The sequence below is a fragment of the Methylobacterium indicum genome, from assembly GCF_017347565.1.
GTDB lineage: Bacteria > Pseudomonadota > Alphaproteobacteria > Rhizobiales > Beijerinckiaceae > Methylobacterium > Methylobacterium indicum.
Window position 1 is genome coordinate 2,687,212 of sequence record NZ_AP024145.1, and the last position, 13,816, is coordinate 2,701,027.

Below are 13,816 nucleotides of genomic sequence, written 5' to 3' on the forward strand. Positions count from 1 at the left end.
CGGTGCCCGGTCTCGTCGCGGTCGTCGTCGCGCATGACAGTGCCGGCGTGCTGCCGGCCTGCCTCGCGGCGCTCGCCCGCGAGCACGTCCCGGCGCTCGTCGTCGACAATGCCAGCCGCGACGGCTCGGCGGACCTCGCCGCGTCCTTGGGCGCGCGGGTGCTGCGGCTGCCCCGCAACGAGGGCTACGGCCGGGCCAACAATGCCGGCATCTGGGCGGCGGGCCGCGCCGAATACGCGCTCGTCGTCAACCCGGACGTCGAGTTGCAGCCGGGTGCGGCCGACGCCCTGCTGGCGGCGGCCGAGGCCTATCCCGATGCGGGGCTGTTCGCGCCCCGCATCGTCGAGCCGGACGGGCGCTTCTTCTTCCAGCCGCGCTCGCTGCTCGCGCCCTACCTCACCAATCCGGGCGGGCGGCTCCACCCGCCGGAGGGCGACGCCTGCGCGCCGTTCCTGTCCGGCGCCTGCCTGATGGTGCGCCGCGACCTCTTCCTGGCGCTCGGCGGGTTCGATCCGAACATCTTCCTGTTCTACGAGGACGACGACCTCTGCCGGCGCATCGCCGATGCGGGCCGGGCGCTCGTCCACGTCCACGGCGCGGTGGCGCTGCACGGCCGCGGCGCGTCGAGTGCGCCGGAGCGCGGCCGGGTGCGCCGCTCGCGCTGGCATCAGGCCTGGTCGCGATCTTACGTCTCGCGAAAATACGGCCTGCCCGACCCCACGGGTGCGATGCTCGCGACGAACGGGATCAAGGCGCTGCTCGCCGCGCTCGTCTTCCGCCGCTCGGGGTTGGAGCGCTACGGCGGTTCGGTCGCCGGAGCCTGGGCGGCCCGCAAGGGCCGCTCCGCGCTGGCGCAGGAGGGCCTGACGGAAACGCCGCAGGAGGCCGCGCCGTGGTGACGGTCGCCGCCGGCCTGGCCAAGCCGCACAACGCCTTCGGGGCGGTCCGGCTGGCGCTGGCGCTCCTCGTCGTGGTCTCGCACGCCTTCAGCGTCACCACCGGCGCCGTCCTCGACGAGCCGCTGGCGCATCTCACCGGCTACACCCTCGGCGAGCACGCGGTGAACGGCTTCTTCGCCGTCTCGGGTTTCCTCGTCACCATGAGCCTCCTGCGGCGGGGCCCGCGCGACTACGTCGTCGCCCGGGCCCTGCGCATCGCCCCAGGGCTCGTGGCAGCGACGCTCGCCGTCTCGCTCGGCCTCGGCAGCCTGATGACGAGCCTGTCCCTCTCCGCCTACTGGAGCGATCCGGGCTTGTGGCGGTTCGTGGAAGGAACGCTCACCACATTCAAGAGCAACGCCGCCCTGCCGGGGGTGTTTTCGGAGAATCCCTTTCGTTTCCCGATGGGGACGGTCTGGACGCTCAAATACGAGGTCCTGTGCTATCTCGGCCTGCTGGCGGCGGGGCTCCTCGGGACGCTGCGCTGGCGCTGGCTGTGCCCGCTGCTGGTGGCCGGCCTCGTCGTAGGCCTCGCGCTCGCCGGCCTGCGGACGGGCGAGATGCCGAAGGGCCTCGAGACTTCCCTGCGCCTGCCGCTGATCTTCGCCACCGGCGCGGCGTTCTTCCTCTACGCCGAGCGGGCCCCCTTGAGCTGGCCGCTGGCGCTGGGCGGCCTCGGGCTGGCCGCGCTCCTGCACGGCACCCCCCTCTACCCGCCGGTGCTGTTCCTCGCCGAGGCCTATGCGGTGCTCTGCCTGGGCCTCGTCCCTCCGGTGCGCCACCCGGCCCTCGACCCGCGGGCGGACCTCTCCTACGGCACCTACCTGTACGGGTGGCCGGTGCAGCAGAGCCTGCACGCGCTGATGCCCGCCGCCTCGGCCTGGGCGCTGCTCGGGCCGTCGCTGGTCCTCACGCTGGCGGTGGCGGCCCTGTCCTGGCACTTCGTCGAGCGGCCGGCGCTGGGGTGGAAGGCGCGGCTGATCGGGAAGCGCGCGGCGGCGGCCTGAGGGCTTTCGATTGACCCGACAGCATTACGTCAGCCATGCACACTAGAATGTATATCCTAGGGCTATTATATGTAATTATGTAGTGCGATAGTCCTCGTCGGCAACTCTGGAGGAAGCATGACGCGCCTTGCATGCAGATCGTGCGGGAGAATCTTGACTCTCTCGTGTGAGTGGGGCGACGTAGGCCAGCGAGATGAGTCCGTCGGCGACGAGCAGTCACCCGTTCCGCCCGGATTAATAATTCGGATGAAAGAACGATCATCGACCATGTTTCATGGGGGCGGCCATCAAACAAGCATCATTCGACTTACCGCGATTGATGAATTAGCCTTAAATCCAAAATATGTAGTTGAAAATTCACTCGTATCTTGCGGAAAAGATTTCGGATGCTGCGGTTCCTCCGGGTGCGATGGGCCGAATCGAGCTTGCAAATGTGGAAAAGTCGTTGCAACTGAATGGAGCGATTGTTGGACATGGGCAGAAATACGTTTTATTTCAGATAATATCATAGAGACTGAATGATTCAGTCATATACTGCCGATCAAATTGAACACAACACGATCGTGATCTCGCCATGGTGGCAGCCTCAAGGGTCGCTTCGGGTGCCTCGACCCTGTCGGCATCGAGCACTTCCCGGAGCACCAACTCGGGGCTGCGCTCGACGCCACTACTCGCGACAGCCTCCATCCGCGCCCGAGGACGCATATCGAGCGATCGACGGTTCGAATTTTCCGACGTCGGCCCCAGATCGCGGCTCAGCGCTCGGGCTTGGCTTCTTGCGGCCGGGACACGGCTAGTTCGAGCGCACGGCGGATGAACCGCTGGTACGGCATCCCCTCCTGTGAGGCCGACGCCTTGACGGCATCGAGCAGGTCCTTGGGCAAGCGCATGTTGACGCGCTCCGTTTTGGGCGCAAACTCGAAATGGGCCGGCTTGAATTGCGAAAAATCCAGACCGGACAGATCCTGATCGAGAAAAGCTTCGGCCTCCTCATCGGTGGCGAATTCAGGAATCTTGATGCTCATAGGATGCAGCCTCCTTGCGGTGCATGTAGCGAGCGCTGATCGGCCGGATCGACGTCTCGTCGCCATACTGCCTGATCGTGAAGGCAACGAAGATCGACCGGCGGGTGTCCGTCCGATGGCAATCAGGCGCTGCTCCGTCGCCGAATGCTTCAGATCCGGCGCGATCCGTGGCTGCCCGCGCAAGGCGTCCTCGATCTCCGCGATCGTGACACCATGCTTCTGGCATTTCTCGCGATTGCCATGGTCCCACTCGATCCTGACCATCGACACAGGCTGCTCCGCCCATGATGCACACAAACGTATGTACAGAGCCAGGGTGGCGCCACAGTTAACGAAATGGGAGATTTCGTCAGGCACGACGCAGAGAGGCCCGCCGCTCCGGTGCCGGGCGCCCAAGCTCATGCCCGAACATCGTCCACGTCACGAGCGTCCATGCCCCCCACCCGCGACCCCGCCCTCGACGACCTCGACCCCAAGAGCGCGCAGAGCCTCCACGCCGCCCTCTCGGCGGAGATCGCGGAGCACGACCGGCGCTACCACTGCGAGGATGCGCCGACGATCTCGGATGCCGAGTACGACGCCCTGCGCCGCCGGCTCGAGAGCATCGAGGCGCGGTTTCCCGATCTCGCCGGCACCGGCGAGGCCTCGGCCAGCGTCGGCGCCAAGGCGTCGGACAAGTTCGCCAAGGTGCGGCACGCGGTGCCGATGCTCTCCCTCGGCAACGCCTTCTCGGACGAGGAGATCGGCGACTTCGTCGAGCGGGTGCGCCGCTTCCTCGGTCTCTTGGGCGGGGAGCCCGTCGCCTTCACGGCGGAGCCGAAGATCGACGGCCTGTCCCTGTCGTTGCGCTACGAGAACGGGCGCCTCGTCACCGCGGCGACGCGCGGCGACGGCGAGGTCGGCGAGGACGTGACCGCCAACGTGCGGACGATCCGGGAGATTCCGGAAGAGCTGGCCGGCGCGGACTGGCCGGACGTGTGCGAGGTGCGCGGCGAGGTCTACCTGTCGCATGCCGATTTCGCCGGCATCAACGCCCGCCAGGAGGCGGCCGGCAAGCCGCTCTTCGCCAATCCGCGCAACGCCGCCGCCGGCTCGCTGCGCCAGCTCGATGCCGGCATCACCGCCTCGCGGCCCTTGCGCTTCTTCGCCTACGCGGCCGGCGAGATGTCGGACCAGCCGGCCGAGTCGCAGTTCGAGATGATCGAGGCCTTCAAGGGCTGGGGCCTGCCCGTGAACCCGCTGACGGTGCTGTGCGCCGACGCGGCCGCGATGCTGGCGCATTACCGGATGATCGAGGCCCGGCGCGCCGATCTCGGCTACGACATCGACGGCGTCGTCTACAAGGTCGACGACTTCGCGCTCCAGCGCCGCCTCGGCTTCGTCGCCCGCGCCCCGCGCTGGGCGCTCGCCCACAAGTTCCCGGCCCAGCGCGCCACCACGGTGGTCGAGGCGATCGACATCAATGTCGGGCGCACCGGCTCGCTCAACCCGCTGGCGCGCCTGAAGCCCGTCACGGTGGGCGGCGTGGTGGTGTCGAACGCGACGCTCCACAACGAGGATTACGTCCACGGCGTCGATGCCGACGGGCAGCCGATCCGCAGCGGCGTGGCGATCTGGCACGGGCAGTCCCTGCGGCACGATGCCGACCTCGCGCAAGGGTCGGACGTGCGCGTCGGCGACACGGTGGTGGTCTTGCGCGCCGGCGACGTGATCCCGAAGGTCGCCGACGTGGTGCTGGAGCGCCGCCCCGCGGACGCCGTGCCCTACCGCTTCCCCGAGACCTGCCCGGCCTGCGGCAGCCACGCGGTGCGGGGCCTCAACCCGCGCACCGGCAAGCTCGACGCGGTGCGCCGCTGCACCGGCGGCCTGATCTGCCCGGCGCAAGGCCAGGAGCGGCTGAAGCACTTCGTCTCGCGCAACGCCTTCGACATCGAGGGGTTCGGCGAGACCTATATCGAGACCCTGTTCGAGGCCGGCCTGGTGCGCCAGCCCGCCGACCTCTTCCGCCTCGATTTCGAGCCCCTGAAGGCCGCCGTGGTGGCGCGGCGCCAGGCGCTCTCGGCCGAGCGCGCCGCGGCTGCCGGCAAGGAGGTCAAGAAGGCGGCAAAGAAGAAGGACGACGAGGACAAGGCGATCAAGAACCTGCTCGCCGGGGTCGAGGCGCGCCGAAGAATCCCGCTCAACCGGTTCATCTTCGGGCTCGGCATCGAGCAGGTCGGCGAGGCGACCGCCAAGGCCCTGGCCAAGCATTTTTCGGACATGCCGGCCCTGATGGCGGGGGTGGCGGCGGCCGCCGCCTGCCAGCCCGGGCCGGACTGGATCGCGCTCGCGAGCCTCGACCGGGTCGGGGCCACGACCCGCGACCGGCTGCTCGCCGCGGCGGCCGAATCCCCCGACGCCGACCTCCTGGCCGGCGGCGCGGTGGCGCGGCTCTCCGCGCCGCAGCGCGCCGCCCTGGCCGAGGCCTACGGCGACGCGGCCGGGGTGCGGGCGGCGGTGGAGCGGGCGGCGGGGCAGGTGCCCGGCGACGCCTACCGGGCGCTCGCCGACGACGGCGAGGTCGGCGCGGTGACCACCGCCTCGCTGATCCAGTTCTTCTCCGAGGCGCACAACGTCGCGGCGGTGGAGGCCCTGCTCGCCGAGGTCGAGACCGAACGGGCGGCCCCGGTGGCGCAAGGAGCGGCCTTCGCCGGCAAGACCGTGGTGTTCACCGGCACCCTGGAGAAGATGACCCGCAGCGAGGCCAAGGCGACGGCCGAGCGGCTGGGCGCCAAGGTCTCGGGCTCGGTCTCGGCCAAGACCGACCTCGTGGTGGCGGGGCCGGGCGCGGGCAGCAAGCTCAAGGATGCCGAGAAGCACGGGGTCAAGGTGATCTCGGAGGACGAGTGGCTGGCGATGGTGGCCTCCGCCTGAAATTCGGCGTCTTCGCCGGGAAGAGCGCGGGGATGAGCTTTCCCCGCACCCTCGCGATCGATTTCGAGACCGCCAACGAGCGCCGCGACAGCCCCTGCGCCGTCGGCCTCGCCTGGATCGAGGGCGGCCGGGTGGTGCGGCGCGAGGCGCGGCTGATCCGCCCGGCCGAGATGCGCTTCTCGCCGGGCAACATCCGGGTCCACGGCATCCGGCCGCGGGACGTCGAGGGGGCGCCGTCCTTCCCCGAGGCGATGGCGCCGTTCCTGCCGGAGATCGCCGGCAGCCTGGTGCTCGCCCACAATGCGAGCTTCGACGTCGGGGTGCTGGCGGCCACCCTGCGGGCCTACGGCCTGCCGCAGCCGGCCTATACCTCGCTCTGCACGGTGCAGCTCGCCCGCCGGCACTGGCCGGGCGAGGGCGGCCAGGGGCAGGGGACCTATCGGCTGTCGTCGCTGGCCGCGCGGGTCGGCGTGACGTTTCGCCACCACGATGCCGGCGAGGACGCCTATGCCTGTGCGGAGATCGCGCTCGCGGTGATGCGGGAGGCCGGCGCGCCGGACGTCGCGAGCCTCGCCCGGCGCCTCGGGCTCGCCCGCGAGCGGGCCGGGGAGGGTGCGCGGGCGCCCGACGGCATCGCGGCGCGGGCGCTGCGCGGCATCGGGGCGCCGCGGCAGACCCGCGCGCCGCTGCTGCACTTCGTCGTCCGCGGCAGCAGCGGCACGCCCTACGACGTGCGGCTGATCGAGGGCCGCGACGGGCTGCGGCTGCGCTGCTCCTGCGCCGGTGCGCGGTTCCGGCCGGATTGCCGGCACGTCCGGGCCCTCGCCGCCGGGGAGATCGATGCGCTCCTGTCGGACAATCCGGGAGACGTGGCGGCGCTGGCGGGGCTGCTGCCGCTGGGGTGAGGGGGGACGGTCCCTCCGTCGAACCCCGCTCCGGATCCGGAGCGAGCGGAGACCGACGAGAACGAGCGGCCCTTGGACACGACAAAGGCGGGTCCGCGCTCGCGCGCGGCCCGCCTCGTACGATTGACGGCGGTCTGGGTTGAGACCCGCGAAACCTCAGTGAGCTTCGCGCAGGGCCACGGCGCTCGGCACGAGGCCGAACCGCTCGGCGAGGTGCCAGCGCAGCTCGCGGGACGAATGATAACCGTAGCTCTTGTCGATCAGGTGGCTCACATCGGTGGAGCCGCCCTCGCCGAAGCGATTGATCCGGTCGACATGGAAAGTATGGCCGTCGTTGAAGACGGTGGGCGCGCCGTCGCGCCGGATGAACTCGAACAACATGGATGTCTTTTCTTCTATCTTTTCGGCGCTCCGCGAGGGAGCGACTGTGCGTGGCGGGCGGCCAGAGGGCCGCCGGCGGAGCGCGTGAAGAGCCCGCAGGCTCTCAACGCTCCAGTGCGGCCTAGGTTCCGTAACCTTAACGGAATTAGCGTTAAGATCACGTTAACCCGGGCCGAGGGCCGCCTTTAGGCGACCTGCAGGTTCACGGCCGACATCTTGGTGCTGTCGCGCCGGTCGGCCTGCAGCTCGTAGGAGACCTTCTGGCCCTCGACGAGGCCGCGCAGGCCAGCCCGCTCCACCGCGGAGATGTGGACGAACACGTCCTTGCCCCCGTTATCCGGCTGGATGAAGCCGAAGCCCTTCTGGTCGTTGAACCACTTCACAGTACCAGTATTCACGCGGTCGTCCTCGTCTCGTTAGAAGCCGTCACGTTCCGCCCTCGCATGAGAGCGTAACAGTGCGACAGCGCCAATTGTCCGGGTGGGAGCTTCGATGGCCGGGGCCCGTAGGGTCCCTGCCGGGCACGATGCCCGAGGCCGCCCGCCCGTTGCCGCTGATCCCCATGTAGGGGCGCAGTCTGTCCGGAACAAGGCAGGACGGCCGCGACAACGCGCACGCCGCGTGTCAGCGGTTGGTGCGCCCGCGCTGGTTGGGGTCGACGCCGCCCTGAGGCGTGGTGTCGTTGGCGACGTCGCCCTCGTCGGTGTTGGCCCCGGCGAGATCCTCCGGATCGCCGCCGGACATGGTCATCCCCTTCGAGGTGCCGATGCCGGGATTGCCCTTCAGGTCGGCATCGGTCGGGGTCGTGGTCTTCGGCTGCTTCGAGGTCATGCGGGACTCCTGTCGATGAGCGCGCCTAACGGTTGAGCGCCCGCTCGAGTTCGCCGCGGGTCATGCGCGAGCGGCCCTTGATGTCGCGGCGCTTCGCCTCGTCGTAGAGGGCTGCGCGGGTGGCGTGGGACCGCGTGTCGCGCTCCTTGGCCCGAGTGCTGCGAAAATTCGCCCGGTTGTCGGACGGGCTCTCCCGGTTCGAGGCGCCGGCCTCCCGCAGCGCGATGGCGATGGCCTGGCGCCGGTCGGTGACCGGCTCGCCGTCGTTGCGCTCCAGTTCGCCTTCCTTGAACTCGTGCATCACCCGGGCGATCGTGCCCTTCTGGGCATCGGTGGTCTTGCCGTCGGTGGTCTTGCCGTCAGACGTCTTGCGTGCGGCCATGATCGTCATCCGCTCGTCCGGGCGCGGAGGCGCCCCTTGCGATCGATCAACGCGGTCGATGTCGGGGTGTTTCGAGCGATGCAGGCCGGCCCTGCGCACAATTCCCTGTCGCCTCGGGCGGAGGGCTCCCATATACCGGCGACGTTCTACGGTGTCGGACTCTCAATGGCGGGTATCTCGGTTTCCCTCGAAGGCTCTAACATCCAGCTCTCGTTCCAGAAGGACGACCAGTCGACCGCGGTCATCATGGATGCCAGCGCGGCCCGCGCCCTCGTGCGCGCGGTGGGTCAGCTTCTCACGGTCATGCACGAGCCGGACGAGGCCGAGATGGACGACCTCGGCGAGGACGAGGCGGCGATGCTCGACGTGACCTCGCCGGCGATCGAGGTCGGCACCGACGAGCAGGGCCAGGCGGTGGTGGCGCTCCAGGCCGGCGGCCTGCCGCCGTTCCAGCTTCGCCTCACCGACGAGGAGGCGCGGCACGTCGCCACCTCCCTCAACGAGATCCTGAACGCGCCGCGGGACGTGCGCAGCTCGCATGGCGGGCATTGACCGCGGGCATCGACGGCGGTTGGCCGGAGCCGGCGGCTGAAACGAAAAGGGCGCCCGACGGGCGCCCTTCGTGTTTGTTCAGAACCGCGTGCCGGGATTGCTCGGCCCGCCCGGAAGGTAATCGGGCTCGGAGCCGGGACCCTTCGGGTCGGTGATGCCCGGATCGTTGACGGGGTAGGGCGAGCGCGGCCCGGTCGGGCCCGTATCCGGCACCTCGTCGGGGGCGATCGGCGGCGGGATATCGCCCGGGATGCCGCCGGGAACCGGCTCGTGGCCGGGCAGGCCTGGATTGGCCATGGTCGTTCCTCCTGTCCGTCTGGGTATGCGGGTCAACCGGCCCGGGCAGGCGGGGTTCCGCGGCGGCAGATGGCGGGCGGGGGCTGGAACCGGCCCAGGGCCGGGATGTTGCACGGGAATCCCGCATCATCCGGAGACACCCCGATGCCGAGCATCACGCAGGCGAAGATCCTCATCATGGCGACCGACGGCTTCGAGCAGAGCGAGCTCGAAGTGCCGAAGGCCAAGCTCGCGCAGGCCGGCGCCCAGGTGACCGTGGCCGCGCCGAAGTCCCGCCAGACACCGGACAGCATCCGCGGCTGGGACGAGACCGACTGGGGCCGCCCGGTCAAGGTCGATGCCGACATCGAGAGCCTCGACATCTCGGCCTACGACGCCCTGGTGCTCCCGGGCGGCCAGATCAACCCGGACAAGCTGCGGCTCGAGCCGAAGGCGCTCGAGATCGTGCGGAGCTTCGTGGCGAGCGGCAAGGTCGTCGCCGCGATCTGCCACGCGCCCTGGCTCCTGGTCGAGGCCGGCGCCGCCAAGGGCCGCAAGATGACCTCGTTCTCCTCGATCAAGACCGACGTGATCAATGCCGGCGCCGAGTGGCGCGACGAGCCGGTGGTCACCGACAAGGGCATCGTGACGAGCCGCAACCCGGGCGACCTCGACGCCTTCTCGGCCAAGATCATCGAGGAGGTCCAGGAAGGCCGTCACGACCGCGCGGCGGCGTAACCGTCGTTCCGGCGACGAGAAAGGCCCGCGCGGCGTTCGCCGCGCGGGCCTTTTCCGTGGATCGGCGCGCTCGCGAGACTACCCGACGGTGCCGTAGCCGAAGGTGGCGTCGCCGGGGGCCGCCCGGCCCTCGACCGCGCCGTATTGCAGGTAGTGCTGCATCGGGTCGATCTTCGCCTGCGCCACGTCGCCGTTCGCCGCCAGATACGCCGTCGTGTCGAACCCCTTCGACGGGTCGCGGCCTTCCTTCCAGCCGTACTGGTCGTAATGCATCAGGGGATCGATCCCCGCCGCCTTCACGTCGCCATAGGCCGCCAGGTAGCCGCGGGTGTCGAACACCGCGTTCGGGTTGCGCCCCTCCTTCCAGCCATAGGTCTGGTAGTGCTCGTAGGCGTAGGCGAACGGGTCCTTGCCCGACCCTGTCGCGGCCCGCGCCACGTCGGCGTTGGCGAGAAGATAGTACTCGGCGTCGAAGCCCGGATGCACCGCGAGGTCGGCGGTCCGCCCGATGGCGGCGTAGATCCCGCGGCCCTCGCCCTGGCCGTACTCGATATAGTGCTTGAGCGGGTCGAGGCCGGCCGCCTTCACGTCCGGGTTGCGGGCCAGATACAGCTCGTTGTCGAAGGCGGCGGAGGGGTCGCGGCCCTCCTTCCAGCCGGCCTGGTCGTACTGCTCCAGCGGGTTGCGGCCCGCGGCGCGGATATCCGCGTTGGCGGCGAGATAGCCGGAGGTGGAGAACAGCGCGTTGGGGTCGCGGCCCTCGGTCCAGCCGTACTGGGCGTAGTGGGCGTCGGCGTCCTGGCCGGCGGCGAGCACGTCCTTGTTGGCGGCGAGGTAGAACAGGTCGTCGACGAGGGGTGCGCCGTCGCCGGTGACGACGGTGGCATCGCCGAACAGGTAGCGCTCGAAGCCGGTGACCCGGTCCTGGCCCTCGGGTCCGGTGATGAGGGTGTAGGCACCGTCGCGGGTGACGGTGGTGTCGGCGAGCCGGGAATTGAACACCAGGGTGTCGGTGCCGGTCGGGCCGGTCGGGGTCCTGCCGCCGAGCAGGATGTCGTTGCCGGGCGTGTTGAAGATGATGTCGTCGCCGGCGCCGCCGCTGATCAGGTCGTCATAGGCCGTGCCGTCGAGCCGGTCGGCGCCGTCCGTGCCGATCCGGGTGACGCCGCGGGCGAGCACCGTGTCGGCGCGGGCGGCGAGGTTCTGGATCCGGGTATCGCCGGCGGGCGTGGTGTCGGCGGTGCCGTAGGGCGTGGTGGCGTAGTGGGCGCGCAGGTACTCGGCCATCGCGTCCTGCTCGGTGCCCTGCGCCGCGAAGGTCGCGGTGTTCGGCAGCGAGGCGCCGGGCGTGGCGGAGGCGAGCGCCACCTTGTTCTCGCCATAGGCCGGGAACGGGTAGTTGTCGCCGCCGAGGCCCGGTGCGGTCGAGGTGCCGGTCGCCAGGAAGTCGAGGGTGACGGTGCGGATGCCCCGGTTCGGGTCGCCGACGATCTGGCCGTTCTGGACCAGGGTGTCGGTGATCCGGCCGTTCTCGTCGACGATCGCGGCGTTGAGGATCCGCTGGCCCTCGCGGGTGACGGTGCCGTTGGCGTCGAGGGTCTGGGCGGTCTTGCTGGCGTCGAAGGAGAAGCTCAGGCCCCCGATCTGCGGGAACTGGCCGGGCGTCGCGCCGGCATTGCTCGCCGAGACGGCGTGCTCCAGGATCCGCTTCATCTCCAGCGCCGACACCGTGGTGACGGCGAGCGCGTTGTTGAAGCGCAGCGAGTTGGTGACGTCGAGCTGCGAGATGTCGCCCGATCGCTTGCCGGCGGAGGGGTTGGCCGCCGGGGGCAATTCGGCGGTGCCGCCGCCCGCGGTCGAGAACGAGCCGATCGAGTCGCGGATGCCGCCGCCGTTCTTGATCGAGACCGCGACCGAGGCATCGTACTGCTTGGCGTACCAGAGGTTGGCGTCGGCGGAGAGATCGCCGAGGTTGGTCTCCTCGGTACGGACCTCGCCGCGGCGCCCTTCGAGGTAGACGCTGGTGCGGCCGAGGATGTTGCCGTCCTGCTGGCGGATGATGTCGGCGACGCCGGCGGTTTCCTGGATGCCGTCGTTGTTGACGTCGAGACCCTCGATCATTTCCTTGACGAGGAAGCCCTTGGTGCCGGGCGCGAAGGCCGCTGCCGTCGAGCCCCAGAGCTGCGCCACGGATGTGTCGTCGACCGCGACCGCACCGGAATTCTGCGGCGTGATCGAGTCGCGGATGATGGTGCCCTTGTCGTCGAAGGTGACGGTCAGGCGGCCGACATACGAGTACTCGGAGGCGGTGTTGACCAGCGCCAGGGTCTGGCCCGAGGCGTTGGTGAAGAATTGCGGGTAGGCGCCGCCCGACACGTCGCCCGGCAGCAGCCGGTCGTTGGAATCGGAGAGCAGCGTGTGCGAGCCGCCGCCGATCAGCACGTCGACATTGCGCAGGAGCGGGGCCAGCGCCTGCTCGTTCGACAGCTGCTGCAGGTGGGTGCCGACGATGACCTTGTCGAGGCCCGGATTGGCCGCGAGCACCCGGTCGACCTCGGCATTGATCTGCTGGGCGAGCAGCGCGATCTCGTCGCGGCCGGTGAAGCCGTCGAGGGTGACGTTGCCGAGCGTCGTCAGCAGCGGCTCGAGCTGGGTGGTGGCGCCGATGAAGGCGATCTTCTCGCCGTTCTCGGTGATGACCACCGACTTGGCGATCTTGTCGGCGCCGGTGCCGGTCTGGGTCGAGGTCGGGCCGGTCTCGGCGAAGGTCGCGGCGTCGCCGTCCTTGTGGACGAGGCCCGACAGCGCCGTGTCCTTCGAAAAATTCAGGTTGGTCGAGAGGTAGGGGAATTGCGACCCGACCCAGGTGTCGTCGGAAGCGCCCGGCGCCGTGCCGAGATTGGCGCCGATGATGTTGGCCACCTCGTTGGGGCCGGAATCGAACTCGTGGTTGCCGAACACCGCGGCCTGGACGCCGATGATGTTCTGGATCGTGATGTCGGCCCGGCCCGGCGAGGCGGTGAGCTTGCCGTAGGCATTGGCGCCCGACAGCCCGTAAACCTGGTTGTAGATGCCGTTATAGGTCGCGTTCAGCTGCGGGTCGGCGCCGGCGATGAAGAACGGGCTCGGGATCCAGCCGTCGCCGGTCGAGAGCGTGATCGAGTTCGGGGTCGCGTCCTCGAGCTTGTCGACGATCGCCGCGAAGTTCGGCGCCCGCTGGGTCGCCAGGAGGCCGGCCTCCCAGTCGGACGCGTGCAGGATCTGGAGCGTGTAGGTCATCGGGGCGGCCTGCTGGGTTGGTGAGGTCGAGCTGGTCCTGCGCCAGGCCCGCGAAGGCGTTGCCGGCGGTCGGTGAGGGCGCCCTTCGGCACGATCACGCCGTAGGCGGTGCCCGCGCGAGGTCGGCGCGCGGGTCGATCGTCACGGCGTCGCCGCTGATCGCGACCTGGGCGGCGTCGGAGACCGTCATGGCCATGGGTTCCGATGTCTCCAGGCGTATGTCTCCGGATGCATGTCTCCGGCGCACGGGGGGGCGATTGCGAGGCGAGCGCCGCCGTTCCGCGCGGAGCGGTTGAGGACGTGAAGGGGCGGGAACAGACGCGGCGACGGGAGGCGCGCTCCCATGCGTTCGATGGAGCGGGCCGAACAGGTGAAGCGGCCCTGTTGCAGTTTGTTTCAGGCTGGTTTCGGTCTGTAGGGGCGTTGTGCGACAGCGTTGTGAAGGTTGGCCGTCCCGCCGGAGCAGGCGCGGATGCGCGCCGGTGCCCCGCGGGCGGCACGATCGTGCTCGCAGCATCGCGCGCTCATCGAGGGGCAATCCCCGTGTCAGAGCCTGTTTGACCCGATCGACAGTCTTCGTACCCTCTTC

The 13,816-nt window shown here is 69.7% G+C and carries 12 protein-coding genes and 1 pseudogene; 6 read left to right on the forward strand and 7 right to left on the reverse strand.

Going from position 1 to position 13,816, the window contains the following annotated elements:
• Nucleotides 1-2 precede the first annotated feature (2 nt).
• Entirely contained in the window at nt 3-899 is an 897-nt protein-coding gene (locus tag miv_RS12630) for a glycosyltransferase family 2 protein (RefSeq protein ID WP_207183031.1), read from the forward strand.
• Nucleotides 893-1,945 carry an acyltransferase family protein gene (locus miv_RS12635; protein ID WP_207183032.1) on the forward strand — a complete coding sequence of 351 codons (1,053 nt, stop codon included), beginning with the start codon at nt 893-895 and terminating at the stop codon, nt 1,943-1,945. The genes miv_RS12630 and miv_RS12635 overlap by 7 nt, the downstream gene beginning before the upstream one ends.
• A gap of 755 nt (nt 1,946-2,700) precedes the next feature.
• Here the strand turns inward: miv_RS12635 and miv_RS12640 are convergent.
• A complete protein-coding gene (locus miv_RS12640; RefSeq protein ID WP_207183033.1) occupies nt 2,701-2,970 on the reverse strand; it encodes a CopG family antitoxin in 270 nt (89 codons plus the stop codon).
• A 432-nt stretch (nt 2,971-3,402) separates the two neighbouring features.
• On the opposite strand from miv_RS12640, the gene ligA reads away from it, so the two are divergent.
• Nucleotides 3,403-5,883 (forward strand): NAD-dependent DNA ligase LigA, encoded by a 2,481-nt coding sequence (gene ligA / locus miv_RS12650; protein WP_207183034.1) that lies wholly within the window; start codon nt 3,403-3,405, stop codon nt 5,881-5,883.
• 32 nt (nt 5,884-5,915) lie between these two features.
• Nucleotides 5,916-6,788 (forward strand): 3'-5' exonuclease, encoded by an 873-nt coding sequence (locus tag miv_RS12655; protein WP_207183035.1) that lies wholly within the window; start codon nt 5,916-5,918, stop codon nt 6,786-6,788.
• Between the two features lie 156 nt (nt 6,789-6,944).
• Here miv_RS12655 and miv_RS12660 read toward each other — a convergent pair whose 3' ends face one another.
• From miv_RS12660 to miv_RS12675, 4 genes are all read right to left on the reverse strand, one after another.
• On the reverse strand, nt 6,945-7,169 hold the full coding sequence (locus miv_RS12660) for a hypothetical protein (protein ID WP_048429113.1): 225 nt from the start codon (nt 7,167-7,169) through the stop codon (nt 6,945-6,947).
• Nucleotides 7,170-7,354: 185 nt separating this feature from the next.
• Nucleotides 7,355-7,567, reverse strand: coding sequence for a cold-shock protein (locus miv_RS12665; protein WP_048429112.1), 213 nt, complete (start codon nt 7,565-7,567; stop codon nt 7,355-7,357).
• Between the two features lie 226 nt (nt 7,568-7,793).
• Nucleotides 7,794-8,000 (reverse strand): hypothetical protein, encoded by a 207-nt coding sequence (locus miv_RS12670; protein WP_058618884.1) that lies wholly within the window; start codon nt 7,998-8,000, stop codon nt 7,794-7,796.
• A gap of 25 nt (nt 8,001-8,025) precedes the next feature.
• Nucleotides 8,026-8,382 (reverse strand): DUF6496 domain-containing protein, encoded by a 357-nt coding sequence (locus miv_RS12675; protein ID WP_058618897.1) that lies wholly within the window; start codon nt 8,380-8,382, stop codon nt 8,026-8,028.
• A 165-nt stretch (nt 8,383-8,547) separates the two neighbouring features.
• Here miv_RS12675 and miv_RS12680 point away from each other — a divergent pair, with 165 nt between their 5' ends.
• Complete coding sequence (locus tag miv_RS12680; protein ID WP_048429110.1) at nt 8,548-8,934, forward strand: hypothetical protein; 387 nt, start codon at nt 8,548-8,550, stop codon at nt 8,932-8,934.
• Between the two features lie 78 nt (nt 8,935-9,012).
• Here miv_RS12680 and miv_RS12685 read toward each other — a convergent pair whose 3' ends face one another.
• Nucleotides 9,013-9,231, reverse strand: a complete 219-nt coding sequence (locus tag miv_RS12685) for a hypothetical protein (RefSeq protein WP_048429109.1) — start codon at nt 9,229-9,231, stop codon at nt 9,013-9,015.
• A 144-nt stretch (nt 9,232-9,375) separates the two neighbouring features.
• Here miv_RS12685 and miv_RS12690 point away from each other — a divergent pair, with 144 nt between their 5' ends.
• The gene (locus miv_RS12690) at nt 9,376-9,948 is read left to right on the forward strand and encodes a type 1 glutamine amidotransferase domain-containing protein (RefSeq protein ID WP_048429108.1); all 573 of its coding nucleotides are present in this window, start codon (nt 9,376-9,378) and stop codon (nt 9,946-9,948) included.
• A 78-nt stretch (nt 9,949-10,026) separates the two neighbouring features.
• On the opposite strand, the pseudogene miv_RS12695 reads toward miv_RS12690, so the two are convergent.
• Nucleotides 10,027-13,414, reverse strand: a pseudogene (locus miv_RS12695) (5'-nucleotidase C-terminal domain-containing protein); the annotation flags it as partial.
• Between the last annotated feature and the right edge of the window lie 402 nt (nt 13,415-13,816).